General features: G+C 48.1%; 24 protein-coding genes and 1 tRNA gene. 12 read left to right on the top strand and 13 right to left on the bottom strand.

What is annotated here, in order from left to right:
* Positions 1-115 precede the first annotated feature (115 nt).
* Positions 116-1,021: an acyl-CoA thioesterase gene (locus LKI20_RS04295; RefSeq protein WP_291770366.1), complete on the top strand. Its 906-nt coding sequence runs from the start codon at positions 116-118 to the stop codon at positions 1,019-1,021.
* A 126-nt stretch (positions 1,022-1,147) separates the two neighbouring features.
* Here LKI20_RS04295 and LKI20_RS04290 read toward each other — a convergent pair whose 3' ends face one another.
* The 10 genes from LKI20_RS04290 to LKI20_RS04245 all read right to left on the bottom strand — a co-directional run bounded on the left by LKI20_RS04290 (position 1,148) and on the right by LKI20_RS04245 (position 13,436).
* A complete protein-coding gene (locus LKI20_RS04290) occupies positions 1,148-1,681 on the bottom strand; it encodes a DUF3180 domain-containing protein (protein WP_291770363.1) in 534 nt (177 codons plus the stop codon).
* Positions 1,678-2,721 carry a dihydroneopterin aldolase gene (locus tag LKI20_RS04285; protein WP_291770360.1) on the bottom strand — a complete coding sequence of 348 codons (1,044 nt, stop codon included), beginning with the start codon at positions 2,719-2,721 and terminating at the stop codon, positions 1,678-1,680. Before LKI20_RS04285 ends, LKI20_RS04290 begins: the two co-directional genes overlap by 4 nt.
* 19 nt (positions 2,722-2,740) lie before the next feature.
* Positions 2,741-4,840 carry an ATP-dependent zinc metalloprotease FtsH gene (gene ftsH, locus LKI20_RS04280; RefSeq protein ID WP_291770356.1) on the bottom strand — a complete coding sequence of 700 codons (2,100 nt, stop codon included), beginning with the start codon at positions 4,838-4,840 and terminating at the stop codon, positions 2,741-2,743.
* Positions 4,837-5,400: a hypoxanthine phosphoribosyltransferase gene (hpt, locus tag LKI20_RS04275; protein ID WP_291770353.1), complete on the bottom strand. Its 564-nt coding sequence runs from the start codon at positions 5,398-5,400 to the stop codon at positions 4,837-4,839. The genes ftsH and hpt overlap by 4 nt, the downstream gene beginning before the upstream one ends.
* Positions 5,387-6,520 (bottom strand): tRNA lysidine(34) synthetase TilS, encoded by a 1,134-nt coding sequence (gene tilS, locus LKI20_RS04270; RefSeq protein WP_291770350.1) that lies wholly within the window; start codon positions 6,518-6,520, stop codon positions 5,387-5,389. Before tilS ends, hpt begins: the two co-directional genes overlap by 14 nt.
* 9 nt (positions 6,521-6,529) lie before the next feature.
* Positions 6,530-7,915 (bottom strand): D-alanyl-D-alanine carboxypeptidase, encoded by a 1,386-nt coding sequence (locus LKI20_RS04265; RefSeq protein WP_291773346.1) that lies wholly within the window; start codon positions 7,913-7,915, stop codon positions 6,530-6,532.
* Between the two features lie 90 nt (positions 7,916-8,005).
* The gene (locus LKI20_RS04260; protein WP_291770345.1) at positions 8,006-9,637 is read right to left on the bottom strand and encodes an ABC transporter permease; all 1,632 of its coding nucleotides are present in this window, start codon (positions 9,635-9,637) and stop codon (positions 8,006-8,008) included.
* A complete protein-coding gene (locus LKI20_RS04255) occupies positions 9,637-10,554 on the bottom strand; it encodes an ABC transporter ATP-binding protein (RefSeq protein WP_291773344.1) in 918 nt (305 codons plus the stop codon). The genes LKI20_RS04260 and LKI20_RS04255 overlap by 1 nt, the downstream gene beginning before the upstream one ends.
* A 150-nt stretch (positions 10,555-10,704) precedes the next feature.
* Positions 10,705-11,931, bottom strand: a complete 1,227-nt coding sequence (locus tag LKI20_RS04250) for a glycosyltransferase family 2 protein (protein ID WP_291770342.1) — start codon at positions 11,929-11,931, stop codon at positions 10,705-10,707.
* Complete coding sequence (locus LKI20_RS04245) at positions 11,931-13,436, bottom strand: AI-2E family transporter (protein WP_291770339.1); 1,506 nt, start codon at positions 13,434-13,436, stop codon at positions 11,931-11,933. Before LKI20_RS04245 ends, LKI20_RS04250 begins: the two co-directional genes overlap by 1 nt.
* Before the next feature lie 122 nt (positions 13,437-13,558).
* On the opposite strand from LKI20_RS04245, the gene LKI20_RS04240 reads away from it, so the two are divergent.
* The 8 genes from LKI20_RS04240 (at position 13,559) to LKI20_RS04205 (ending at position 20,436) form a co-directional block, all read left to right on the top strand.
* On the top strand, positions 13,559-14,443 hold the full coding sequence (locus LKI20_RS04240) for a glycosyltransferase (RefSeq protein WP_291770336.1): 885 nt from the start codon (positions 13,559-13,561) through the stop codon (positions 14,441-14,443).
* Between the two features lie 59 nt (positions 14,444-14,502).
* Positions 14,503-14,772 (top strand): hypothetical protein, encoded by a 270-nt coding sequence (locus LKI20_RS04235; protein ID WP_291770333.1) that lies wholly within the window; start codon positions 14,503-14,505, stop codon positions 14,770-14,772.
* A 122-nt stretch (positions 14,773-14,894) separates the two neighbouring features.
* Positions 14,895-15,077: a hypothetical protein gene (locus LKI20_RS04230; RefSeq protein ID WP_291770329.1), complete on the top strand. Its 183-nt coding sequence runs from the start codon at positions 14,895-14,897 to the stop codon at positions 15,075-15,077.
* 65 nt (positions 15,078-15,142) lie between these two features.
* Entirely contained in the window at positions 15,143-16,324 is a 1,182-nt protein-coding gene (locus LKI20_RS04225) for a glycerate kinase family protein (RefSeq protein WP_291770325.1), read from the top strand.
* Between the two features lie 171 nt (positions 16,325-16,495).
* On the top strand, positions 16,496-17,035 hold the full coding sequence (locus LKI20_RS04220) for an ASCH domain-containing protein (protein WP_291770322.1): 540 nt from the start codon (positions 16,496-16,498) through the stop codon (positions 17,033-17,035).
* Positions 17,036-17,378: 343 nt separating this feature from the next.
* A complete protein-coding gene (locus tag LKI20_RS04215; protein ID WP_291770318.1) occupies positions 17,379-18,545 on the top strand; it encodes a phosphotransferase enzyme family protein in 1,167 nt (388 codons plus the stop codon).
* 201 nt (positions 18,546-18,746) lie between these two features.
* The gene (locus LKI20_RS04210; RefSeq protein ID WP_291770315.1) at positions 18,747-19,715 is read left to right on the top strand and encodes an ABC transporter substrate-binding protein; all 969 of its coding nucleotides are present in this window, start codon (positions 18,747-18,749) and stop codon (positions 19,713-19,715) included.
* Positions 19,716-19,923: 208 nt separating this feature from the next.
* A complete protein-coding gene (locus tag LKI20_RS04205) occupies positions 19,924-20,436 on the top strand; it encodes an HdeD family acid-resistance protein (protein ID WP_291770312.1) in 513 nt (170 codons plus the stop codon).
* A 599-nt stretch (positions 20,437-21,035) separates the two neighbouring features.
* Here LKI20_RS04205 and LKI20_RS04200 read toward each other — a convergent pair.
* Positions 21,036-22,256 carry an NADH-dependent flavin oxidoreductase gene (locus tag LKI20_RS04200; protein WP_291770309.1) on the bottom strand — a complete coding sequence of 407 codons (1,221 nt, stop codon included), beginning with the start codon at positions 22,254-22,256 and terminating at the stop codon, positions 21,036-21,038.
* 142 nt (positions 22,257-22,398) lie between these two features.
* On the opposite strand from LKI20_RS04200, the gene LKI20_RS04195 reads away from it, so the two are divergent.
* Together LKI20_RS04195 and LKI20_RS04190 are read left to right on the top strand one after the other, a co-directional pair.
* Positions 22,399-22,773 carry a winged helix-turn-helix transcriptional regulator gene (locus LKI20_RS04195; protein ID WP_291770306.1) on the top strand — a complete coding sequence of 125 codons (375 nt, stop codon included), beginning with the start codon at positions 22,399-22,401 and terminating at the stop codon, positions 22,771-22,773.
* 26 nt (positions 22,774-22,799) lie between these two features.
* A complete protein-coding gene (locus LKI20_RS04190) occupies positions 22,800-23,279 on the top strand; it encodes a GNAT family N-acetyltransferase (protein ID WP_291770303.1) in 480 nt (159 codons plus the stop codon).
* Between the two features lie 252 nt (positions 23,280-23,531).
* Here LKI20_RS04190 and LKI20_RS04185 read toward each other — a convergent pair.
* Positions 23,532-23,606, bottom strand: a tRNA-Glu gene (locus tag LKI20_RS04185).
* Between the two features lie 192 nt (positions 23,607-23,798).
* On the bottom strand, positions 23,799-24,650 hold the full coding sequence (gene trmB, locus LKI20_RS04180) for a tRNA (guanosine(46)-N7)-methyltransferase TrmB (protein WP_291770300.1): 852 nt from the start codon (positions 24,648-24,650) through the stop codon (positions 23,799-23,801).
* Positions 24,651-24,851: 201 nt separating this feature from the next.
* On the opposite strand from trmB, the gene galE reads away from it, so the two are divergent.
* Entirely contained in the window at positions 24,852-25,862 is a 1,011-nt protein-coding gene (galE, locus tag LKI20_RS04175) for a UDP-glucose 4-epimerase GalE (protein ID WP_291770297.1), read from the top strand.
* Positions 25,863-26,003 lie beyond the last annotated feature (141 nt).

Below are 26,003 nucleotides of genomic sequence, written 5' to 3'. Positions count from 1 at the left end.
ACAAAACGAGGAGAGCTTTTTACCTCCTGCCGTTAGACTGTTCAGCAGAACTCATGAGCTGATCATGCTAGATAAGCTCATGAACGGTACTGATGAAGAAACATGAAGGGGAACTATGCCAAATACGGATACGATGACTCCTCTGGAGCATTTAGTCAAGGTGTTGGAACTCGGTGAACCGTCAGCATATCGTAGTCACACATATGTGAATGGGGAAAGTTTATTCTTCCCCACTGGTCGGGTATACGGCGGCCAGGTCATTGCGCAATCGGTTATTGCCGCTGGAAAAACAGTGCCAGAAGGCCGTCTTCCCCACTCGATTCACGGATATTTTGTAACAGCAGGCGATATTCATCAAGATGTACTCTTCGATGTTGAGAATTTGCGTGATGGTCGTTCGTTCTCTGCACGTAGGGTCAATGCCACGCAGTCTGAAGGGACGATTCTTACAGCTATCACTAGCTTCCAGATTCCCGATCAAGAGGGTGTCGAATTCGCGGATCCTATGCCTGAGAATATTCCAGATCCTGAGGGCTTACCCAGTGCTAAAGAACTCATGGCGCCGTATGCCGATAAATCGCAATTTGCACATTATTACGCGACAAAATCTCCCTTTGAAATTCGTCACGTCACTCCCTCAATCCTCCTAGGTGTTGACAAGCATGCAGTGTCTCACGACTCCGGCAAGCAGATGGTGTGGATGCGTACCGACGGTACCGCTGAGGTGTCGCAGATGATGAATCGTGCCATGCTCGCACTGGGGTGTGACCAAATTATGATGGAACCTGTTCTACGTAGAGCAGGATTGAGTATGACGACGCCAGGAATCTCATATGCTTCACTTGATCACTCCATGTGGTGGTATCGAGATGTCGATATGAGTCAGTGGCATCTGTATGTGCAAGACACACCTACGGCAGCTCACGGTCGTGGTCTTAGCCAATCCAAGGTGTATTCCCAAGACGGTGTATTAGTGGCAGCAATGGCGCAGGAAGCAATGATTCGGGTACCACAATCCTGAATATAATCTCAACTTTTCGAGTCTTAGCAATAAGCTGCATAGTGCGGTATCGGTAGCACCTTCGATTTGAGGGCTATCTGTATCGCACTATGCGCTTTCGTCTAGCGAGACACCAAGATATTGATGTTAGCTTTGGTGTTCAGAGCACTCGTTGTTGGCAGTATTAGCAACGTTACTTCGACGCTGCGCCGCTTTCACCTTGGGATGTTCGGGGCCTTGATTGGGTGGCAACTGACACCACCGTTCAGCGATAATGCCGATAACCATATCAATCACAGCAGCTCCTGCAGCAAACAGACATTCTTTGATTACCTCAGCATAAAAGGGGGCTTCTGCGTGAGAGAGGCTCATGAGTAGTTGACCGCCATACCAACCGAATAGAGCTGCGCCGGCGATACCAAGTGCCTTCGCTAATACTAAAGTGTTTACGGCGCGGGTAGCATCCATCTGCCGTCTTTTTCCTGTGACATAGAGATGCACTTGCCATGCCATATAGAGCACTATCGCAGCGATTAACACTAACATCGCTGACACAAACCAAGGCGCTCCGAGCACATTGATTTGACTACTTTGTGTAAGACGGACAAGCCCAGCACCTGCAAAGGCTCCCAGCAAAGCGGCAATAAGGTAATACCACCAAGGTGTACGACGTGCCTTCATGCCATTCCTCCAAGAATCCAGTCATCAGATATTTTTGTAACGCTCGCGATAGGCTCCCTGATATCTCGATCGCTTCTGCTGATCTCATCAGTCGACGTACTTGGATGATTATGATGCACACTCTGATCCAAATCTGCCCACGCTTCACCTATCTCAGGATAATCTTGCAGATAGCTTTCTGCACCGCCCGCTGTTGCGACGAATTTCTGACCGTCATAGCTGAGTAGCCGTATAGTTACCTCTTGCGGCAAATGCGCATCCTCTTGAGATTGTTGAGTCAGAGCGAGGACAATCGAGTGTATGACGCTCTGAAGCTCCTCAACTCCCGTCACACAGTCAATCATGACTACGGCGCTAGCACGACTAAGCCCAGAAGATGATTGATACCCATACAGAGGTGAAATACCAATTACCTGGCTCCCAGGCACTCCGTCCAACATCACAATAGACATTCGCAGTAGCTGGTTAGCGGTAGTGGAACTACTCGTAGACATAGCAATAAATGCATGATGTCGGGTCGCAGTGGATAACCCTGTATCGGGTGATTGGCTATCAGCGCCAGAAGTGTTGTGCTCACCCTCATACAACTGCCTGAGACTATCCCCGTCTCGAGCATCTTGTTGAGCTGCACTACTGAGGTCAGCACTCGCCAGTGCAGCTGCAGACACTCGCGAATCTTGATGCTGTGATTGAGTGCGAGTGATACTCACTGAGACGTTTTGTAAGCTCAGCCCTTGCATCGCGCGATGCTGATGAAGAGTTACTACCACTTCGTGCACCCTGTGTGAGAGCAATACTGATTCAGCCACGTTCTGAGCCGTGGCTTCGAGAAGTTCATGCTGGCTAATATCTAAGACCGTAGCCACACGCCTAGCTATTTGTTCATAGTCCACAGTCGTGGTGATATCGCCGCTGCTACCTGCTTCATGCAAATCAAGCATCATGGTTACGTCAGCCCATAACGACGGGGACTCAACGCCTACGGTGTTACTACTAGTAACACCGCTGGGTTGAATCCCCGTCAGTCGTATCTCATCCATATGTGGATCTATACCAATATCATTCTCCCGGCTGCAGTCCTGCATCGCGTTTGAGCGATTCTGGAATCTCAACCGGAGGAATATGAGAATCGGGCCTTTGATCGTTTGACAACCACACACGGCGTTCGGGCGACATCTTCAGCTGGCTGAAAATGTCTTTCAGCTCTTTCTCGTTCAGTGTTTCCTTGACGAGCAGCTGACGCACAAGCTCATCGAGAACAGGACGGTTCTCAGTGATGATATTCCAAGCTTCCGTATGAGCATTCTCAACGAGATCTAATACTTCACTATCGATAACTCGAGCTGTTTCGTCCGAGTACTTTCGCGGTTGCAAACCATCCATCACAGTAGTTTGGTCATCGTCATCGGCCCACTTGATTGAGCCTAGACGAGCGGAGAATCCAAATTCCACAACCATTTTTCGTGCAATACTGGTGGCCTTCTCGATATCGTTAGAAGCCCCTGTTGTTGGATCGTGGAATACGATCTCCTCAGCAGCTCTTCCACCCATCGCATATGCCATTTGATCGAGCAGCTCATTGCGTGACTGTGAATATCTATCTTCGGTTGGCATGACCGCGGTATAGCCCAATGCCCGCCCACGAGGAAGAATAGTTACTTTGGTTACCGGATCAGTATTGTGCAACGCTGCAGCTACCAGAGCGTGTCCACCCTCGTGATAGGCAGTGTTACGAAGCTCTTTGAGAGCCATACCCTTTGATTGACGTCGTGGACCTGCCTGAACTCGGTCAATAGCTTCATCAATCGCACGGTTATCAATAAGCTGAGCGTCTGAACGCGCAGTCAACAACGCTGCTTCGTTGAGCACATTTGCCAAATCTGCACCGGTGAATCCTGGAGTACGAACTGCAACCATATGCAAATCAACGTTTGGCACGAAAGGCTTGCCTTTAGCATGAACTTTAAGGATTGCCTCACGGCCTTCGAGATCAGGTGCCTCAACACCCACCTGACGATCAAAACGGCCTGGACGTAAGAGTGCGGGATCAAGCACGTCGGGACGGTTAGTTGCCGCGATAATAATCAAATTCGTATCGTTGTCGAATCCATCCATCTCAACCAGCAGCTGATTCAGAGTCTGTTCACGCTCATCGTGGCCACCGCCCATACCAGAGCCACGTCGACGACCGACTGCATCAATCTCATCGATGAAGATAATGGCAGGTGCGGTCTTCTTGGCTTCTTCGAAGAGGTCTCGTACTCGAGATGCGCCGAGTCCAACAAACATCTCAACAAAATCTGAACCCGCCATGGAGTAGAACGGTACCGCAGCTTCACCGGCGATAGCCCTTGCTAACAGAGTCTTACCTGTTCCTGGAGGACCGTACAACAACACACCGCGTGGAATTCGAGCCCCAAGTGCCTTGTACTTCGAGGGATCTTTGAGGAAGTCTTTGATTTCCTCAACTTCCTGAACTGCTGCAGCCTCACCAGCGACATCCGCAAATTTTGTTTTCGGCGTTTTACCGTCAAGCAGTTTTCCAGAATTCTTCTTACCGCCCATACCAAACAGACCGCCGCCACTGCCCTGCATACGATTCATAAAGAACCAGAAAATACCCATGATAATGAGTAATGGCAACATGCTGACCAGCAGACTTGACCAAATGCTGCTCTGTGGCACCACTGAATTGAAACCAGCTGAGGGGTCAGCTTTATCTATAGCTTGGACGACCTGACCACCTTGAGCAAAGACATAGTAGAACTGAACGTTCTTACCCATGTTCTCAGTTTTTCCGGTGCTGGCATCAGTTTTGACGAAGTCATCTTTAAGCTTCAGATTGACGACCTGCTTGTTTTCCGTGATCTGAGCATAAGTGACTTCACCCTTGCTCAGCAGATCAAAACCATCTTTAGTATCAATGGTCTTAGGTCCGCCCATGGAGAATAGCTGCAACGCAACTGCAAACAGTAGACCCAGAACCACCAACCACACGAGTGGCATTTGCCACAGTGGACGGTTCGGCTGATTGGGTCCATTGGTATTGCGTCCATTGTCGTTACGACCTGGATTGTTAAAGGGATTGTTGCCGTTCCCCGGCCGATTGCCGCCATTACCTGCCGGCGGCCTCTGCTGCGGCCCTTGAGGATAGCTCATGCATGTTCTCCTTGATACACCTGTGGTTTGAGTACCGCTATAGAATCGAGATTCCTGTACTCTTCGCAGTAATCCAAACCGAAACCAACTACGAACTCATCTGGAATCTCAAAACCTCGGTATTTCACATCGAATTCAACTTCACGTCGTGCAGGTTTTTCTAATAAAGCAAAAACCTCCACCGAAGCCGCTCCTCTATCTCTCAGCTCACCCATAAGCCACTGTAATGTTCGGCCTGAATCAACAATATCCTCGACAATAAGAATGTGCCTGCCGCGAACATCAACACTCAAATCCTGACGAACAGTAATAGTCCCAGTACTTTCTGTTCCATTCCCATAGCTAGAAAGACTCATAAAATCCATCTGCACAGGAATACTCAAGGCCTGAGAGAACGCTGTTAGCGTGTTGACTGCTCCTTTGAGCACCGCCACCAGCAGCGGTGGGTTATCTGCGTAATCAATACTTACTTGTTTAGCTACCGATTTGATTTTCGCGTCGATTTGGTCTTTCGAAACCAACTCGTGGTCAATGTCCGATTGAATATCAGCGATTTGCATGCCAACCATCTTTGCATATGAGAATGACGTGCCCCTTACGCAACGCAGAATATCCACGAGATATCACAATTGGACCTTGGCCGTGCCAATCAACAGCTAGCTTGTCCAAAGCCTCGAGATGTTTGCGTGCTGGTGGTAAATCCAGCGTTTGCAGGCACTGGGACCATATGCGATAGCGCATAGCGGCGTGTTCCTTAGCAATCGCTGTAGCGTCTACCGACAGCTGCGTGATAGGTGATGCAGTATCACTTACGAGCCGTCCTGCAAGCGAATCAGATGCACTTGAAAATTTCACCAACTTTTCGAATGCTGCGCCAGCAAGACTATCAAGATATTGCAAGTCGATTTGTGCAGACTTTGCCCCAGCTGCAAGCTGAGGTGCGACACTACTCCCCCAGAATTCCTCAATTTGGGGAATCAAGTCATGGCGCACACGGGATCTCAGCGGATACTCAACGCCAAGTTTGCCATCCATATTTTCGCCGTTTGTAGGATCATCCCACCAGTCGAGGTTCAAATCTGTGCATGTTTGTGTAGTCTGGCGTCTGCTGTTATCCAAAAGCGGTCGAAGAAAATGTACACCAGCACGAACCATACTTTGCGGCATACCAGCCAAGGCGCCAAGACCACCACCGCGCAGTAACCCCATTAGCACAGTCTCAGCTTGATCGTCTGCTGTATGAGCCAGCAGCACTAACTCGGCACTGAGATTTTGAGCAACATCACAAATTGCGGCGTATCTGGCTTCACGAGCTGCTGACTCGGTTCCCTGTCCTGTCGGTACCACATGGATTCTCTGGCTGATTACCGGTTTGAGCCCGATATCCTCACAACTGTCAACAACCTTACGCGTGAGCTGAGCGGAAGTCTCGAATAATCCATGATCGATGATTACAGCACCGCAACGTACACCCAGCATCGCGCAAACCGTATGAGCTACCCACGCCAAAGCTAGCGAATCCCTGCCACCAGAACAGGCAACCATAACTAGAGGGCTATCCGGCTGTGGCTGATGTTGTCCATGTTGCGAATATTGCTCTGATTGACGTGTGATGCCTTGTGCAGCAAGACTTGAACGCACTGCTCCGATCAAACTCTTGATATCTGCGGAATATGCCATGGCGTCATCCTATAACTCAGGGAGTTTTGTCATAAAAGCGTTAATCGCTTGGGTAGCTGACCACGCGTTTTCAGGATTGTTGATAATCACGGAAAAGCTTAGAGCTCCCCCTGCCCTTCGTGACACATTCCCTGCCATAGAGGTCACGTTGCTTAACGTACCTGTTTTTACACGCAGCAATCCATTCGCTGAGGCATTAGTGGCACGATCAGCTGCAGTACCAACCAAACCGGTAACGGACAAAGCTTCGGCAGCTGCAGCTGTAGAATTTCCTGACTCGATGAAGCGATGTTGAATCTCATCCAAGGTGGTTGCAGTCACCTTCGACCCTGGAGATAAACCCGAACAATCTGCCATATGCAAACTAGTGGTGTTAATTGAGTTGCCACTGAGAGTCTGTTCAACAGCTTTCACTGCTCCTGCTGAGCTATTACCTGTGCCGAGTTTGATAGCGCTCAGTCTGCCCAGCAACTCAGCTTCAGTGTTGTCAGAGTTACGCAACATAAACGCCATGATTTCAGACAGCTTCGCGGAACTGACCTTTACTAATGGAGAAATATTGGCGGGTGCTGTTGCAGCACTAGGCTCAGCATCGACCTTAATACCATTGCTACGTAGTTTCGCAGCAAATGTTGTTGCTGCATCGAGAGCTGTTTGTGTAGACCGAGTCGGATAGCTTGATTCAACGTCAGGGTTACTGTCACGTGCCGTATCAGTCCATTGACGTCCACCGTCAACCGCCATTGAGGAAATTGGCGTGAAATATCGCCACTCAGCATCATTTTCTTCTATGCCTGTAGGTTTTCTGTCTGAGCCAAATAGTGAATCGTCGTATGACAAGCGCACGGTGGTTATGCCTCGCGCCGTAAGGGCCTGAGCACTTTCCTTGGCTAGAGTCCCTAATCCGGCACGTCCATTGATATGAGCTGCATCGTTGTCCCCGTCCGACAGCAGCATATCTCCGTTACCCTTGAGCACCAGTTGAGCAACGCCATCGCTCTCACTTTGATTCAAATACACTTCAGTATCGAGTGTGGCATTCATATCCAACACTGATGAAGCTGTGAAAGCGGTGAGAGTCTTGAGTGTTGATGCGGGTTCACGCGCAACACTGCTGTTGTGCTCTGCACTAACCTTGCCTGAAGCGTCAGCTATGACCACTGATACATCACTGCCCAAGCCCTCAGCAGCGAGCAATTCCTTCACCACAGATGCAGCTTGCGCTGAGTCTACTGCGCGATTTTTTTCTATAGATGTGAACAGAGTTGAACTTTTATAAGCTTGTTGGGCACTAGAAAAACTAGGACGATCCACACCAACAAAGGTGAGTGAACCTGGAACTATATCGAAAGCGTCAGCCACAATATACGTCACGCACAACGCTAGAGTAACCATGACACTACAAGATATAGTCAACACCCGTCTATGGTTACGACGTAAGACGGGTGTGGTGCTTTCCTTATGACTTTCAGACAAGCGTATTACTCATTTCTGCAACGAGGCGAAACCATCGAGCGTGCTCACGATCTTCAACAAACGTGCGTCCATCAGCTTACCCCCAAGCAACACTCCGAGGCAGAGGAACAGCACTCCGTTGAGCACAGCAACAGGAGCCAGCACCCACCACAAACTATTTGCAGAGCTAATCGCCAACACGATAGCCACAATTCCAGTCGGCACCATGGCAGCTACGCAAGCAAACATATGGATGAATGGGAAGAATCCTTGCGCTAATGCGCGACCTTGTGGTGAAGAAAAAGGCTTGTCCATACTTGCTACCGGATACAAGAATATGCAGGAGAAAATCTCAGCTAGTCCCAGACCTGCTAAGAAAAGCCCTAGAGAGCATCCAGTAACGACGATTGCGATAGTAACTCCACTTGCACTTGTCCAAGAATGCGCAACGATGAATGCCACTACACAAGTCAACAGTAGATACACGGTGCCCAGAGTGCAATACACTCGAACGCGGCCAATACGATCATCCTTTCCGCGAACGCCAATAATTGCTTGCATGATAAAACCACGGCCGTCATACGCGAGACCGTTTGCTTCCGCCATCATCAGGAACAAGGCAGAGAATGCTGGTGCCATCCATACCAATTCAGGAACATTAGATGACTGCAACGCGAATAACACTAGGAATATCACAGGGAAGAGTAAAAACATCGCTTGCCTTGGATCCCTGCGCAAATAACTGAGCAGGCGAGCAGAAATCGCTCCTGATGAAGAATCAGGCATCCAAGCGAAGGGACCAACCCCTTTGAGACTTTTTGCTTGTTCAGCCTCACCAGCAAATCGTCGATCGCGTGCAAGGCACCACACACCACCCAGAAAGCACACCAGCCAGGTGGCAATAATAATGACCACACGGATGATTAATGCCAACCAGTCTGCTGACTGTACATCAAAAGGCAGCTGGAATGGCGCTCCAAACGGTGTCCAGGAAAAGATTTGCGCCACCATCGTGAATGGTTCCAAAGTCAAATGAGTGGGATCACCGGAGTTCATGATGATGTTTGGCGTATTACTCAGCCCAATAATCACCACCATGACCACGATGTATAGCACAGCTTGGCTTCGACGCGAGTGCATCATCGTAGAAGCTAAAGAAATGACCAATTTTGAGACACTCATTATGGTGACCACAGCCAGAGGTGCAGCAAAGATGCCTACAACTATCATTCCCACACCAAGACTTCTGTAGGACAGAGTGAGAAGGAATAGCGACAGCAAACCAGCAATTGCTGGAATGCCACTGAGCCCTGCCAGAGTCAAACCACTTTGCAGCTTGCTATCAGGAATACCAAATAGCGCGAACTTCTTGGGATTGAGAGTGGATCCCTCACCGATGAGCATTACCTGCACCAAAGCGCATAGCAAGCTGGCTAGGGAACCACCAATGACAATGATGGTATACATCAGTTCAAAATTCCAAGAATTTCCGCCATTGAAGTCAAGTTTGCCTAGAAACCAAGCAGCTGCGCCGATTGCTACTACAAGAGAAATACCCATCAGCATGCTGAAAATGTAGCCAATAAGCTGCCAAGAGGATTTGCGCATAGCAGCAATTGTCAAGGCCCATCTCAAACGAACGATGGTGAATATGCTGTTCATCACTCACTCACCGATCCATCAGAGGTGTTTGCAGCGGCAGTTGAATTGGAATTCGTTGAAGGTTCTAACGGGTTACCGCCATACGCCGGTGACGAAGGAACAGCAGCACCGACGCCAGCACCACCGTCTAGCCAAGCAAGGTGTGCAGCCGCGTGACGTCCGCCAACCAAATCAAGGAAGCGATCTTCCAATTCTTCACCTGCAGCCACCTCGTGTACGGTTCCTGCTGCGGCAACTTGGCCTTGATTAATAATTGCTACGTGAGTGCACATCTTCTCAACTAACGCCATAACATGCGAAGAAATAATTACCGTACCGCCAGTTTGTGCATATTCGATAAGAATGTCTTTGAGATTCGCGCTCGAAACCGGATCAACAGATTCAAACGGTTCATCGAGTACAAGAATTCGTGGACTATGAATCATCGCAGTGGCAAGGCATATTTTCTTTGTCATACCTGCTGAATAGTCACTAACCATCACATTCGCAGAATTTTGCAAATCAAAAGCGTTGAGTAAGTCTTGTGCGCGCGAGGTAACCTCGGCTCGTGACATTCCCCTGAGCATCCCTGAATATACGAGAAGCTGTAAACCTGTAAGTCTGTCAAAGATCTGCTCAGACTGCGGCATCACGCCAATAATGCGTTTAACATGATTCGTGTCAGCCCAAACATTGTTGCCAAGCACCATTGCTACACCTGCGTCGGGGATCAGCAGACCTGTAACCATGTTCAGCGTGGTGGTCTTTCCTGCACCATTTGGCCCAACTAAACCGTAGAAAGAGCCCACAGGAATATCCAGAGACAGTCCGTTAACAGCAACTTTCCCATCAAACTGCTTAGCTAATCCGCGAATAGACACAGCGGCATTGGGATCGGGATTCATCGCAGCAAATGTGGGTTGCGCCTGTGGCTGCATTGCAGGCTGCGCTTGATAAACGCCTGATTGGGGTTGATTGGTGGGCATTGACTCATATGGTGTACTCATACCTCAACCATAGCAAGCTGTTCAGGCGCGTAGCACTCTCCGCAGCCTTCCAACCAGCATTAACCACGCTGCAGTCGAAATCTATTGACCTTTATGCTGAATTGGTTTCCACTCTGGCTTCGAAAAAATGGCAAGGAAAGAAATCGGTATGTAGCTGAGCATGTATACAGGAAAACTCAAGCAGTAAGCAAAGAGTTCCTTATTAGAAGCTCCGATACGATTACGCTCGGCAATGATGGTTAAGGCTGCTAGGCCCATCATCGTCAGGATACTCAACGCTATTCCACTCGCCCAGCCGCTCAAAGCAGAGATTTGCCCACCCCAAGAGACAAATCCAAACGCAGCGAACAATGCTCCCAGAAACACTCTAATAGCTCCAAAAGCTGCAAATGGGCATATCAATAAGGTCAAATCTACTGCAGAAAAATCCCGCTCTTGAATCGCTCTCTGAATCAAACTTGGCCCATAGTAGCGGAACACCTGCAAGAAACCTTTACTCCAACGCACGCGCTGACGCCAACTCTGCCGGAACGTTACAGGTTGTTCGTCATACAAAATTGCCGTACCGCAGTATCCAATACGGTCACCATGGAGCACAGAATCCATGGTAAATTCCAAATCTTCTGTTAGCAGATGGAATTTCCAGCCATTATTGCGCTCCATAATCTCTCTGGAGAACATAAACCCTGTTCCTCCAACGTGACAACTGGATCCGAAAACCATACGCGAAGAGTTCAAGAATCGGGATTCTCTGATGTACCACAACGCAGATCCGGAAGACACCCAATTCTCCGAAAAATTCTTGGAATTGCGGTAGCTGGTGAGAATTTTGAAGCCCGACTGATATGCCTTATTCATTTCCTCGATGTAATGCTTGTCGAGTAGGTTATCGGCATCAAAGACGAAGAACGCATCGTAACTTTTTGCATACGGTGAATCAATGATGTGGTTGAGTAAGTAGGTTAGTGCATACCCTTTGCCGATTTCATGAAGATTGTCGCGCACCACTACGTGGCAACCCTTTGAACGTGCGAGTCCTGCCGTATCGTCAGTGCAGTTGTCTGCAACAAGCCAAATATCGATGAGCTCTGACGGATAGCTCTGCGCTCTCACAGAATCAATGAGATTGCCGACCACCAATTCTTCATTTCGAGCCGAGATAAGGACCGCATATCGTTTATTTTGTGGTGCTTGCGAGAAGGTTACCGGCTTCGAAAAAAATGAAGTGAGAATGCATATGGCTTGGTACAAGATACCAACCACGCCAAGAATCATCAATATGACATCGAGAATATTCAGAAGAGCCATTAGCGCCAGTTATTCCTTGGATTGTCGTCAGTGGAATTGTCATGAGTGGAGTGGTCATCATCTGCACTGTCATCTTCTGTATGATCACTGTCGGTTTTATCCTGCTTATCATGGTCATCATCGCCGCCTGATAAGGACGATTGAAGAAGCGCACCGCCGCGTAAGGCACCCTTCGGGATAGCTATGGTTTCAGAGCTATCCAAATCTTGGGATGTGGGAGGCGTATATATCTGGTCACGGAGCTTGGTAAGCTCTTCATCTTCAACAGTTACCCGTGCACTTGATCCGCTTGCAGCCCTCGGTATATGCAGAGCAACAGGCTGAATCACATGTTCGTTAAATGCTTCTGCGCCAGCCACAACCTTGGACTTCTTCACAGGCTTCGGATCTTGCATCAACGGTGAATCTATAAGTTCATAACGTTTTGTATACGTTTTGAAAATGACCTGGAAACTCGCGGCGATTGGTAGAGCCAAAAATGCACCAAGAGCTCCGAATACCGAACCAAGGACCAGCACAGATAGGAATGCCACTGCAGGGTTGAGATCCATCGTACGTTGTGAAACGGCTGGAAGGAAAATCAGATTCTCGATTTGCTGGTACACCACGATGAAGATCAACACGCTTAGCGCAACCATCAATCCATTACTGCCCCAAGCGAAGAGAATTGGTAACGCTCCCCCGATGTAAGTACCGATCGTTGGTACAAACTGCGAGACCAAACCACAGAAAATTGCGAGCGGTAACCAGTAGGGCACATGCATAATGACCATGAATATAGACATGCACACACTGTTGATTACTGCCAAAATCGTGCGGCTAAATAGGAAGCTCGATATCTGGTCTTGCGCAACAGTCCAAACCAGCACAAATTTACGTTGGCTTTTCTGACTCATCCATTGGCACATGCTTCTACGCATTTTGGGGCCAGCTGCACAGATGTAATACGTAACGAGAAGTACCGTCAAGAAATTCAACAGGAAGCTCATAAAACCAACTGTTGTCGAAATCGCTTGGCCGGCGAAATCAGTAACCCATGAACTTTGAATATTTTTCACTATCTCATTACCGAGATCGGATATTGCTGGCAACTGCCATGAAGTCTGCTGCTCTATGGTCTTCGACATTTGCTCATAGAAATCAGGTAGACCCTCTGCCATGCCTGTCACCTGTTGCACAAACATGTTGCCAAACATCACCAGCAGCGCAATAGCCACTATGACGAGCACCACCAGCGATACTGCTGCTGCTACACCTCTGCGCCATCCGTGACGAACCAAATTCTGCACTAAGGGTTCCATAGCCAGAGCTATGAACATCGAGATCACAATATCTAAAACAACAAACTCTACTTGGCCCCAAGACCTGAATATGAACCAAGCCAGATACACCGCAATGCCGGTGTATAGGAGTGCTCTGCCGTACCACTCTGGTGGACGCCGTGGATCACCCTTGTGTGGGAACACCGAGGCTAGATCGAATTGTTGGTTATCTTGAGCGCTCATATCTACCATTATGTCCTGTGAACTGACATCATCAGTGATTATCGCGTACGACTCAAGCGATTGTCGACATTCCATACGCCACGATTCGTCCCGTGTATGCCCGGGCACGTATCCTAGAGAACATGCTGACCGTCTCGATAATCATTCCTGCTTGGAATGAAGAAGAACGCATCACGGACTGCCTGCTGAATGCCACCAGACAAACAGTGCCTCCACACGAAGTGATTGTCGTCGACAATCGTTCCACTGATAACACCGTTAGCGTTACTCAACAATTCATAAAAGAGCACCCAGACGCCAATGTACGTCTACTGCATCAGGATGATGACCAGGGGCTGATACCAACCAGAAACTGGGGTCTCAACCATGCCACAGGCGATGTGCTTGGCAGAGTGGATGCTGACAGCATGTTGAAACCTGATTGGGCTGAAGTAGTGTCCGGTATTTTCACTGAGGACCCTGATGCCATGGGTGCTACTGGCCCTGTGGTGTATTACGACATGCCCGGAAAAAAGATTGGTCTCAAAGGCGACAACAGGATTAGGCAAAATATCTACCGTGCTGACGGCGGACACTATTTACTCTTCGGCTCCAACATGGCCATACGAGCTTCTGCCTGGAAGACCATCTCATCTCAAGTATGCCGTGACGAATCTGATGTAATGCACGAAGATGTCGATATATCACTGCATTTATTAGGTAAAGGGTATAAAACCGTCTACTCCCCTCGTATGATCGCTGGTATGAGCGCACGACGTATGGATACGTCATTCTCATCGTTTAGAAGCTACATGAAGCGATTCAAAAACACTTTCGATGCACATCCGCAACATTGGAGAACAGAAAAACCTGAGCATACGCTCTATGCCTTGTACCCTGTGCTCAGAACCTTCTACCCCGTGTACCAGAAATATCTTGACAGCATGGATATCAACCCTGCTGAGCGCGTATGGATGCGGGAACAGATCGAAATCGCTCGTCGTGATGACGGAGACTTGGTTGACTAACTCTACAAATCTGTCAATGGCATTCCGCACATCGTCCATTCTTGGTTAGAATGACGGACATGGCCCAAACTCGAAAGCAATTGCGCAAACGGCGCAATACTTGGATTTCAATCCTAAGTTTTACTTCTTTCGTGTTGGGTTTCATCGCCATTATTCATCCCGCCCTGCCTTACCCTTTGCTCAGCACGATGATTTTGGCGATATTGTCGTTGTTACTAGGCGTATGTGGGGTTTCTCAATCAAAACAATTTCAGGGATTCGCCACCATTGGTATCATCTTTTCTCTGATGTATATTTTTGCCGTTGTGGTTAGTGTTATTGGACGATAGCTTCTTTGCCTCCCCTCACAAACGCTTGCGCTGTTGTTGTTATGAGACGCTGTTAAGCTGAATGCGTTGGAAGAGCGACAATATCTGGTGCTTCCAGATATTTTTTCGAAGGGGATTGCATTATGCACGTAAAAGTCATTATTGGAGCCATCAGCCTTGCATTCGGAGCTGTCAGTCTAGCCCTTTCGATCGCCACCCCTGGTCCAGCCGCTGGTATCTGCGGTCTTATTGCAGGGCTCCTTGGACTTGGCTGCGGACTCTTGCCAGAGAGTTCCAACAGCAATGATCAGAGCTCAGAACTCTGAATCTGCTGTGTAACTGCACACCTAGAGCAGGCCTTGAGAGAGTGTAATAGGGAGTTGATGTCGCTATGAAAATACTCATCGCTCCTGACTCTTTTAAGGGTTCGCTGAGTGCTCATCAAGCAGCTGAAGCCATATCGCGCGGTATACACCGTGCATTGCCTTCAGCCACGTGTGTGCTGATTCCACTCGCTGACGGTGGGGAGGGAACTGTATCAGCACTGCTCAATCAGCCCCTCCAATATTCAGGTACTACCTCGCTTTCACGCAGCGTAAGCGATGAGGCAACACCGCAAATGGTTACAGTGAGGGTCACTGGGCCGTTAGGTAATCACGTCGATGCGGAATATGCATTTCTAGACAGCGACCATACAGCAATTATGGAAATGGCCTCAGCTAGCGGTTTGCAATATGTGGATTCAACAACCATGAATCCACTTTTCGCCACGTCATATGGTACCGGTGAAATGATTCGTGATGCGCTGGATCGTGGAGCGCAGACCATTATCCTTGGCTTAGGAGGGAGCGCCAGCAACGATGGTGGCGCGGGGATGGCGCAAGCGCTCGGTGTCCACTTGCTCGATAGCAATGCACATGAGCTCCATTGGGGAGGTGCCGCTTTAGCGTCGCTAAGCACCATTGATCTTAAAGATGTCGATGAGCGCTTATCATCAGTCAACATATTGTTGGCTAGTGACGTTGATAATCCTCTCACTGGACGTCATGGTGCTTCAGCAGTGTTTGGCCCACAAAAAGGAGCCACTCACGATATGGTCGACACATTAGATCGCGCAATGTGCCATTATGCCGACATTATTCGCACTCAACTTCATCAAGATATTGCTAATATCCCTGGTTCTGGAGCTGCAGGCGGATTAGGTGCAGGATGTTTAGCTTTTACGAACGCTTCGATACATAGCGGTATAGATATGGTCATCCAACATCTTCACGTTACAGAACACGCCGTTGACGCAGATTACTGCTTTGTGGGCGAGGGGCGAATCGACGCACAAACCAGCAGAGGTAAAGCGCCTGTAGGTGTTGCAAAAGCTGTGAAATCCGTGGCACCAGCATGTAAGGTCATCGCTGTTGGCGGTGCAATAGGCAATGACGTCAACAGCCTCTATGAGCAAGGGATTGACGCGATATTTAGTATTTCTCCTGGTGCAATCTCACTAGACTGCGCTATGAATACGGCCGCTCACCATCTCGAGCGCTGTTGTGAGAACATTATGCGGGCTATCATGTGAGCCTCTTCTCAGAGAATCTTCAGTCACCTGCTGTGCATGAGTTACCTCACGTAGTTGTTTCACATCCAGCGCGATATGAGCATTGGTAATTGCTGCCGAAACATCAGCTTTCCGTGAGCCAACATTAGCTTACTCATTGATTGCACATACTAGGCTGTTACAGTAAGCGGCATGACTGATGAGACACAGCACAACACCGCCGATAACGGCACAGACAACTCTGCAATGCAAGAACCACATGCAGCACCAAACGAAGCTCAAATATCTGAGATTGATGTACAAGCATTATCTCAGGAAGCTATTGCTCAACTTCCTAAAGACGAATTCGCCTACCCAGGACCAATCCGTGACGCATTAATCGCGGCTATATTTTCTGGGGCAAAAACCAGCACTGCCAGCTTATATCGCGACTTTGCGCTAAGTAACGAAGCGTTACCGAAGGCAGGCGACCTCAGTGTAATCATCGATTCTGACGGCAAAGATGTAGCGATACTGAGATATACGGCCGTAACGACTACGCGATTCATTGATGTTGACGACAACCATGCCAAAGATGAAGGCGAAGGCTACACCGATGCTGCGGGTTGGCGACAGGTTCATGAGAAGTTTTGGAATTCGCAGGAGTATTTAGCCGAATATGGTGAGGGGTTTACTCTCAACGACGAGACTCCTGTTGTGCTTGAACGCTTTGAGCTAGTACGAAAGCTTTGATTCCAACACGCTATGTCTGTTTGAATAGACGATTCTAGGCAACTCTAAACTCGCACTGTCTGCATCTATGCCTACGCTCGTTCTTGTCAATGCACGGGAGCTGAAAAGCTGAGAGGGAGATTTAATCTCCGACCGTTGAACGTGACACGGCTAATACCGTCGAACGAAGTCATCTATTTGCTGACGACCCTGTGCAACCATATCGCAATCAGGGAGTTGATGTCAGACATGGTAGTTCACCTTTGCCGTAGGTCTATTCACCTGGTGCAACAAGAGATGTCGTTGCTGCCGCCAGTGTTTATGAAATATATCAGTCTGTCTCTTAAAGAGATTCGCAGCAATCATGGAAAGTAAGGGAAATCCTCAGCTCGATATGGTTGTGCAACGTTGGCCAGATGTTGATCTTGATCAGGCGCAGGCACTATGTTCATCACTTTCAGAACCAGTCGTTGCACAAAGAATACTGTCACACAGTGCTCGGCCAACCGCAGCAGCATCCTTGGTGAGTACCAATGTCGCTCCTATATTTATCAAACGCTATGATCGTGCAATTCGTGATACTCCAAGCATCACCCCATATCATCGCTACGCCGAATATCTTGGCGATCATGGTATTACTGCACCTCGATTCTTGCATTTCAACTCCCAATCCTCCACAGCTTTTAGCGTCGATTCAAGCAATGACACTGTAGCTGTGCAAGGTAACGCAGCATTTGAATGCTATGTCGCTGTAGAGGGTGAAGACCGCTATGCGAAGGCCCTAAGTTGGGATTCTCCCTCTGATCTCGAAGAGGCACACGAACTAGGCTCATACGTTGCATCCATTGATTGCGCCTCTGTAGGATTTGCAGAGGCACGTTTACCAATCAACGGTATGTCGAATACCTTTGGCATGTTTGCATCCGGTGATATTCACAAATCACTCAACCTATGGCTTAGTCAACGTCCACTCGTTAGGCGCTATCTGGAACTCACGCAACGCGATATTGCACATGATGTACAGGTAGTTGAACCATATGCCAGTCGTGTAGGCAAGTTGTATCAGACTCTGCCTGCAAGATGGACGCACGGCGATCCTCATATCTCGAATTTCCTATGGCACGGCAAACACCCATCTGCCGTTATTGACTTCGGCCTATCAGACCAAAACACTGCAATCTTCGAGCTCGCAATGCTATTAGAGCGACACTGCATACAGTGGGTTGACATTATGGACGGTAACGAGGCAGCATACCAGCCTGATGTCGCCGCAGCACTTATAACAGGCTATTGCACAGTGCGCCCTTTGAGCGATATTGAACGACTTATACTGCCAGACATATTGGCTATCTGCCAAGCTGAAGCTGGCCTGAACTGGCTGCAGTACTACATGAAACTTCCTAACCGTCTGCAAGATGCTGATTGGTGCTACGACTCCTGTTTTCTGGCACATACTCGCTGGTTCTCAACTCCTTCAGGGCAATCCTTACTCAAAGACATACGCGAGTGCCTCGAAAAATGCGCTAGATAGTACGCAGCAGAAGCAGCTCAGCCGGTACCAAAACAACGTGCACTAGGAATATTTGTCTCGTAGAACACTGGTGCACACTCACCTGGGTGACTCTGCACCGGCGCACAACAATCTTGTCAACCAACAATCTCAGCAAGCAATATCTCAGCATCACCGCATCATCGATTTTTCAAGAAATCCAACCTTAATTAAGGAGAAATAATGTTGAAAGTCAGACTCGAATATGTTCATCCCTGGACTAATCACGCCGGAATGTATCTTGCTCGAGCAGCAGGGCTATATCAAGAAGTTGGCATTGATCCCGAGTTCGCTAGCGGAGACTTCTTCCGCGGAGATCCTGCTTACCTGTTGGCACGCGGCGAATGCGACATTGCTTTGCTAAGACTGAATCAACTCCTGTTTCATCAACACGATGAAGCCTCGTTGATTTCCGTAGCAGTGATGAATCAATGCCAGATTGGCGGCATCATCACCAACACATCGACAGGAATTACACGCTTCAAAGATCTCGAAGGTAAACGAGTATGTATTCCGATGGGAGTTAAGCGTCTCTACACTGAACTGGAACAAGCGGTGAGCAAGGACGGCGGGGACTTCTCCAAAGTCATCACCACAGACCCAGGTGAATGGGAGCCAGATATACGTTCAGTCGAACGAGGTAAATGTGACGCATTCATCAATGTGGCTTGGTGGGAACCATTCCAAGGATCGCAACCTTTCGAACAGGTGGTGACATTACCTTTTGACTCGATTGACGTTGCCCCGCACCACTCTTACTATCTGTGCGTCAGACGCGAATTCCTTGACCGCAACCCACAAGTGGTGCAAAACTTTGTCACTGCCACCGAACGCGGTTATCGCATGGTTCGGGAAGATGAACAGGCCGCAGTAAATGCGCTACAACCAGCACTATGCCACATTGACCCCGAAGTGCTCACGGTATCGTTGCGCTCAGTACTGCCCTCATGGTTTGACTCAACCGGTCGTTGGGGCACTGCCAATCTCTCCATGGTGCGCTCATATACCACTTGGATGAATCAACACGGACATCTCAGTGTGCCATTAGAACAAGCTCTGCAATCCATCGACAACGGTTGCATCACGAATGCGCTACTTCCTCAAAGCAATGAGCCTCTGCCCTCAGCCGTATCACTACCAGAAGTTGCTTAGTGCTTTCTCTCATATCGATAAAAAGGTGAACTCACATAAACGGTCAATGAACACTTGTGAGCAATAGTGAGCCTGAGACTGTTTGTTGCCTATGGAGATACTCAAAGGCGTAGATGATGCGTTGCTTCATCTACGCCTAGACTGAAGATGAGGAATCCGATGTATGCGTGGTCAACGCGCATCCACAGATCCAAGGGAGAAGATATATATGACAAGAAAAATTAATTGGGATTATTTCTTTGTAGGGATACTCTTCATCATTACCGCGCTGATTTCATTCAGCAATCCAGCCAGCAATTTGGTAGCCATTGTTTATGTTTTTGCTATTTTGGCGATTCTCAAAGGTATATCGGAATTGGTTTTCAGAAGAAAGCTTGATGACTTCACCGGTGCGAAAAATATCTATATCCTGGTACTCGGCATTGTAGATATTCTGCTCGGCATATTTCTACTATTCAACGCTAACGTAGGGGTTATTGCGCTCCCCTATCTCTTTGCTATCTGGTTCATTCTAGATTCTCTGTTTGAGCTGGCCGTTTCGAGCGTTTACAAAGTTAAAGCCACGAGTTATTACCGCTTCGATGTCTTCATGAATATTTTAGGTGTGATTCTAGGTATCGTTCTGCTATTTAATCCTGTTTCTTCAGCGATTACCTTGGCCTTCCTTGTTGGGACATACTTCCTGTTTTCTGGTACCTCATATCTCGCTGCAGCCTTCTAGAAACCACAAACAAATAGTCTCAGAGAGGGTGTTTTGGCAATTCTCAAGATATTGAGAATTGCCAAAACACCAAATATTCAAGATTTATTCGCGCTCATAGCTAGGATGCGGTTGCAGCTTTGATTGATTGTGCGCTATTTGGTAATTGTTGTTTACATTGTGCTGTTTTTTATCTCTGTGCAGGCTCAATTTGGGCCAATTCCATTCTGGGTTTCGTTTGTGTAGGGATTATTGACAAGACTGGAAGTATTCGCTGCCTCTACGGACGCAGGAATGGCGGAATACCAGCATTTTTCGTGAATGAATTATAGCTTTATACTTGGCAATCACTACACAACCGTGCTCAGTCTCACAACGAGTGGATATTTATACCAAAATCCTCCTTTTTCGAGCCAGCTTTCTCATTTGCAGCAGGTTCTCGACCTGAGTTCTTCCAGATATGAGATAAAACCTACTCGGCCTCTAGATACCAGTGAGATACTCTGAGTTTGTAACTGCATCAGTAATGGAGAGAGCCTTCAAAGAAGAGTGATAACAGTATTTATATACGGCGTCTATGCACCATGCCTATGCACAGTGCCTGCTAACTTTTCTCCTTCTCATAATTTTTTTTCAAATCCTTCCATCGGTGCCATCTGATGTCGGTATTGCACGTGGGATTCGTCTGCGCTGCTGATATCGCCTCTGGTTGCCGGAATTTCGTCATCTGCAACATGCATTACCGACCGGAATGCTGTCAGAAGATAAGTACGCATCACAGGAGGGATACTTAGCTCTGCCATATCGGAGGTGCTAATCGTTGTCCTAATGCTGGCAAAATCATGGGCGGAAATTTTTTGCACCCATTGTGGTTCGCGGAGCAATTCCCGCCCCAAAGCCACTAAGTCTGCGCCACCTGCAAGCGCCGCCTCGGCGTCCTCGAGACTTTCAACAGAACCGACTCCGATCAGAGGAATATGCCCTTTGGTGACCCTAGCGAATTTTGCTTGCAATGGCTCTTGATCCTGCGTATCGTTTAGTGAGCTTCGCTGATAGCTACCCATTGATAAATGGAGATAATCGATATGTTCGCGTATCTGTTCAGCAAAATACAACGAATCTTGAAACCGTATTCCAGGAGTTTCAATTTCCTCAGGTGAGAGACGATACCCCAGCAAGAACGGCCTGGCGGCATATGTGCTAATCGCTTTATGTACTGATGAGATGACCGCCAGAGCAAAATTCATTCGCTTATCACAATCTCCTCCCCAGCGGTCTTGTCGACGATTTGAATGCGGTGAAAAGAACTGTTGCAATAAGTAGGTGTTAGCACCATGAAGCTCAACGCCGTCAAACCCTGCTGCAATGGCGCGTCTGGTAGCTTGCGCAAAATCCTCTATTATTTCACGAATTTCACTATCACTCAGTTCTTGAGGAATCTCTGAGTCCTGCGGATATTCAGCAGCGACTGCACTGGCGCTTTTAGGATGTTCGCCCCTGAGAATTCTGCTATTTGATTTCCTTCCAGCATGGAAAATTTGTAAGACCGCAAGCGCACCATGTTTCTTAATGGCGTTAGCCACTTCTTGCAAACCTGGAATCATCGAGTCCTGCGATACAGACAGTTCTCCTTCAAATCCTTTACCGCTTGCGCTGACATTTGCTACCCCTGTGATAACCATGCCTGGGCCACTACTTCGAGCCGCGTAATAGTCGATTTCATCTTGTGTAACCATGCCATTGTAGAAGCTAGCCATAGTGGTCATTGGACTCATAACCACTCTATTTCTCAACCGTAGTCCGTTGTTGAAAACAAAGTCTTGTAACACATTCTCTGTCATGCCGAATCCTCCATAGTTGTTCAGACCTACCGTTGGCAGGTCGATGATTAGCATGATGCTCTGATGACGTGTATTTAGCTAGTACCTACTTTTTAGTGGCTATGGTAGTGAAAACGTCAGTATTGTTCTTATTGGAGGAATTATGGCAAAAGAATATCGTTTGGGGATCGAGGCAACGCTTGAAGCTATCGGCGGAAAATGGAAACCTCTTATTCTGTGTCACCTTGGCAATGGACCACAACGTCCTGGTGAACTATCTCGCAAAATTTGCGGCATTACCCAGAAGATGTTAACTCAGCAACTTCGTGAGCTTGAAAGAGATGGCATCGTGCAGCGAACTGTATATGCGGAGGTACCGCCACGGGTGGAATACTCCATCACTCCAACAGGGAAAAGTCTGCGCGAAGTTCTGTTAACGATGTCTGAATGGGGCGAATCACAGATACAAGCACGGCAATCTCGAGGGGAAGATGTCGCTCTTCTCAATAACGATCACCGTGGATATCTTCAGTACTGACACTAGGAAAGAACGGAGGTGGTGTGATGACACATCAATACCCTATGTTGACTGCATATAACTCAGCATTCAAGGAGTCATTGGAGCATTTTCAATTAGCTGATCTGAGCTTTACTGGTTCTCCCGCACACGCTATCCATGTGTCGCTATCTGCCAAGGGGTATCACCCGATTCTTCTGGTGACATCAGATCGGGAAATTCCCACGTTTTTGGTATTGGATTATGGCGATGACAAATATCGGTACACAGATCGCTCCGACAGTTTACTCATCAGAAGCTTTTCAACCGATGATCGTTTTCACCGCAGAGGGTTCGCACTTCAAGCCATGACGTTGCTGCCAGACTATGTTCGTGGCAATTTTAGCGATATTCACGAACTAGTGCTTGGCGTCAATGAACGCAATAAGCCCGCTCAGCAACTTTATGAGCGCAGCGGCTTTACCAAAATCTCTAGAACATATCAGGGCGCAAAAGGTAAACAATTTATCTACCGTAAAACAGTATGACTCTTATTGAGTCACGAAGGCGAATACAACTAGTCAGCCAACGGAGCCGACTGTTTGAAAAGTCATTGAACGCTGTCGCAGACCCGTAAGTCTCACACTAGCGTGCGCGACGAGTACACACCAGTTCACGCAAACGTTGAAAACAAAGGAATTCTTGAGCGTCGAACGCTATAGACAATCACCATCTATGTATATATTGAATCAAGAAAAAATGCGAGAGAAAACTGAAATATTGCAATTACATACCCTAAGTGGTACCCCCGGAGAGAGTCGAACTCTCGTTGTCAGAGTGAAAGTCTGATGTCCTAACCGTTAGACGACGGGGGCAAACGAGTTCATAATACGCGATTTATAGGACTAGGGCAAACCGGTGAGTCGCGTCGTGCATTCAAGCAAACGCAATAATGTCTGTCAGCAATCTATACAACAAAACTGTGCATGTCGGCACGTGAGGAAGTGAATATTTTCTTCCTCACGTGTCAACATGCACAGTTTGGTTTTTTAACTATGCGTGGGGCTTCACGAAGTCGCTTTGGCACGATAAGTGAAATCGTGGATTGCCCGTCCTGCGGTAATGCCCTTGTTCTCGAAGTTGGTCAGGACTCGTCCCTCGAATCGCTCGGACTCGATGAAGTCCTTATGAGGAAGATTTACTGCCTGTCCGGCAGTGCCTTTACCGACATGCTCGATCGGGAGCGATACCGTCAGATTACCGACATTGGTAAAGCAGTCCATCTCGTCGAGTACTTCATGAATGTGCAGGGCGTAGTCCTCAATGTCAGTCGCAATTCGCCAAAACCCTTGCGGCGCGAGCGCAGCGCTCACCGCTCTCGCGAAGGAGTCCTGGATAATACGTCTTTTATGATGCTTCATCTTTGGCCAAGGGTCAGGAAAGAAGGTCCATACCTCGGCAATAATTCCCTCTTGCATATGTGCAAAGATATCGGGAGCATTCAGCTGCCCGATGCGCAGATTATGCAGCCCCTGTTTTCCAGCTAACAAGAGCGTGTGGGCAATACCTGGGTCATAGACTTCTAATGCGAGGAAGTTCAATTCAGGATGTGCAGCCGCCGCTGCCACGATATTCTCACCCTGTCCTGTGCCTACTTCCACGATAAGTGGATTATGATTCCCCCAATATTGCTTAATCGTCTCTACATCGAATATCAACTGCTCACGTACATTAAGCGATGACTCCGATTCATTGAGAGGGATGAGATATTCATCAGCATAACAATCCCAAGCTTTCTGCAAGCGTTTATCTAAACGTCCAGAGCGCCTGACAAAAGATAACACTTCACGACGCGGTCCACTCTTGGCGTCATCTACAGATGGCGATGCTATAGACAGTGGTTCTGCCTCTACGCTCATATCTACTCCTTGCACGGCATCATGCCGTGATATCACTGCTTACACATACTCAATATGCTTACAAGAGTATCGTCCAAATTCAAATGTTCAATCTTGTTCATGTGATACACTTAAAGTGCTAAAAAGGTAACATATTCGAGCATAAGCGAACAGAGGTTGTGCTTTTCTCGTTCGCCTTCGCTCTATCAAGGAAGGCCAGATATGACAGTTCTCGTCACTGGAGGTTGCGGCTACATCGGTGCGCACGTTGTTCATGCGCTTCACGAAGCTGGCGAACAAGTAATCGTGATTGATGATCTCAGCTATGGCAAGTCTACTCGCATCGAGGGTTCGCGCCTTTATGGTGCAGACATCTCTGCCCCAGGCTCCGATAAGATCATCGCTCAAATCCTCACCGAGCATAAGGTCGATGCGGTAATCCACTTTGCAGCACGCAAACAAGTTGGAGAATCCGTCGAAAAACCGCTGTGGTATTTCCAGCAAAACATCAACGGCATGCTCAATGTGCTTCAAGGCATGGCTGATGCCGGAGTGAAAAAACTGGTCTTCTCAAGCTCAGCAGCAACTTATGGCGTTCCACCTGTTGATGTGGTTCCAGAAGACGTGATTCCCATGATCCCCATCAACCCTTACGGACAAACCAAACTCTTCGGTGAGTGGATGGCACGCGCCTGCGAACAACCATTCGGCATTCGTTTCTGTGCACTTCGTTACTTCAACGTTGCTGGGTGCGGTCCAGTCGAGCTTGAAGATCCAGCAATTCTGAATCTCATACCTATGCTCTTTGACCGCTTAAAGCAGGGCAAAGCTCCCGCAATCTTCGGCGATGATTACCCCACACCAGATGGCACTTGTGTGCGCGACTATATTCACGTATCCGATCTCGCCGATGCCCATCTCGCTGCCCTGAACTATCTCGACAAAGATGAACGAGAATATGATGCCTTCAACGTTGGTACAGGCGAAGGAACCTCAGTGCGTCAAATCGTAGACGAAGTTAAGAAAGTCACTGGATTGCCCTTCACAGAAGCAATTAAAGAACGTCGAGCTGGAGACCCACCGCATCTCATTGGCTCACCGAAACGCATTAATGAATCTATGAATTGGCATGCGAAATATGGTGTGGAAGACATCGTTCGATCTGCATGGGAAGCATGGCAGGCGAACCCTGAACATCACATTGACGTCAACACTTGGAAGCAAGCTGACTGATTACTCGAGTAGCTCATAGTTGAAACACGATTGAGATAAGTGCATTACCATCGCCGATAGAACACAAGATTTCTGTCAATATCGGCGGTGGTAATGCACTTATCTGATGTTCTCCCAGACAATACACGGGTGGGAGCGATT

The organism is Bifidobacterium sp., assembly GCF_022647885.1.
GTDB lineage: Bacteria > Actinomycetota > Actinomycetes > Actinomycetales > Bifidobacteriaceae > Bombiscardovia.
The sequence above is the reverse complement of the archived record's forward strand: the minus strand, read 5'-3'. Positions and strand labels throughout refer to the sequence as shown.

Bases quoted from the DNA above. Each gene is read 5' to 3' on its own strand.
- LKI20_RS04295 (WP_291770366.1), top strand. From the start codon at position 116: ATGCCAAATACGGATACGATGACTCCTCTGGAGCATTTAGTCAAGGTG.
- LKI20_RS04290 (WP_291770363.1), bottom strand. From the start codon at position 1,681: ATGAAGGCACGTCGTACACCTTGGTGGTATTACCTTATTGCCGCTTTG.
- LKI20_RS04285 (WP_291770360.1), bottom strand. From the start codon at position 2,721: ATGGATGAGATACGACTGACGGGGATTCAACCCAGCGGTGTTACTAGT.
- ftsH (WP_291770356.1), bottom strand. From the start codon at position 4,840: ATGAGCTATCCTCAAGGGCCGCAGCAGAGGCCGCCGGCAGGTAATGGC.
- hpt (WP_291770353.1), bottom strand. From the start codon at position 5,400: ATGCAAATCGCTGATATTCAATCGGACATTGACCACGAGTTGGTTTCG.
- tilS (WP_291770350.1), bottom strand. From the start codon at position 6,520: ATGGCATATTCCGCAGATATCAAGAGTTTGATCGGAGCAGTGCGTTCA.
- LKI20_RS04265 (WP_291773346.1), bottom strand. From the start codon at position 7,915: ATGGTTACTCTAGCGTTGTGCGTGACGTATATTGTGGCTGACGCTTTC.
- LKI20_RS04260 (WP_291770345.1), bottom strand. From the start codon at position 9,637: ATGAACAGCATATTCACCATCGTTCGTTTGAGATGGGCCTTGACAATT.
- LKI20_RS04255 (WP_291773344.1), bottom strand. From the start codon at position 10,554: ATGCAGCCACAGGCGCAACCCACATTTGCTGCGATGAATCCCGATCCC.
- LKI20_RS04250 (WP_291770342.1), bottom strand. From the start codon at position 11,931: ATGGCTCTTCTGAATATTCTCGATGTCATATTGATGATTCTTGGCGTG.
- LKI20_RS04245 (WP_291770339.1), bottom strand. From the start codon at position 13,436: ATGAGCGCTCAAGATAACCAACAATTCGATCTAGCCTCGGTGTTCCCA.
- LKI20_RS04240 (WP_291770336.1), top strand. From the start codon at position 13,559: ATGCTGACCGTCTCGATAATCATTCCTGCTTGGAATGAAGAAGAACGC.
- LKI20_RS04235 (WP_291770333.1), top strand. From the start codon at position 14,503: ATGGCCCAAACTCGAAAGCAATTGCGCAAACGGCGCAATACTTGGATT.
- LKI20_RS04230 (WP_291770329.1), top strand. From the start codon at position 14,895: ATGCACGTAAAAGTCATTATTGGAGCCATCAGCCTTGCATTCGGAGCT.
- LKI20_RS04225 (WP_291770325.1), top strand. From the start codon at position 15,143: ATGAAAATACTCATCGCTCCTGACTCTTTTAAGGGTTCGCTGAGTGCT.
- LKI20_RS04220 (WP_291770322.1), top strand. From the start codon at position 16,496: ATGACTGATGAGACACAGCACAACACCGCCGATAACGGCACAGACAAC.
- LKI20_RS04215 (WP_291770318.1), top strand. From the start codon at position 17,379: ATGGAAAGTAAGGGAAATCCTCAGCTCGATATGGTTGTGCAACGTTGG.
- LKI20_RS04210 (WP_291770315.1), top strand. From the start codon at position 18,747: ATGTTGAAAGTCAGACTCGAATATGTTCATCCCTGGACTAATCACGCC.
- LKI20_RS04205 (WP_291770312.1), top strand. From the start codon at position 19,924: ATGACAAGAAAAATTAATTGGGATTATTTCTTTGTAGGGATACTCTTC.
- LKI20_RS04200 (WP_291770309.1), bottom strand. From the start codon at position 22,256: ATGACAGAGAATGTGTTACAAGACTTTGTTTTCAACAACGGACTACGG.
- LKI20_RS04195 (WP_291770306.1), top strand. From the start codon at position 22,399: ATGGCAAAAGAATATCGTTTGGGGATCGAGGCAACGCTTGAAGCTATC.
- LKI20_RS04190 (WP_291770303.1), top strand. From the start codon at position 22,800: ATGACACATCAATACCCTATGTTGACTGCATATAACTCAGCATTCAAG.
- trmB (WP_291770300.1), bottom strand. From the start codon at position 24,650: ATGAGCGTAGAGGCAGAACCACTGTCTATAGCATCGCCATCTGTAGAT.
- galE (WP_291770297.1), top strand. From the start codon at position 24,852: ATGACAGTTCTCGTCACTGGAGGTTGCGGCTACATCGGTGCGCACGTT.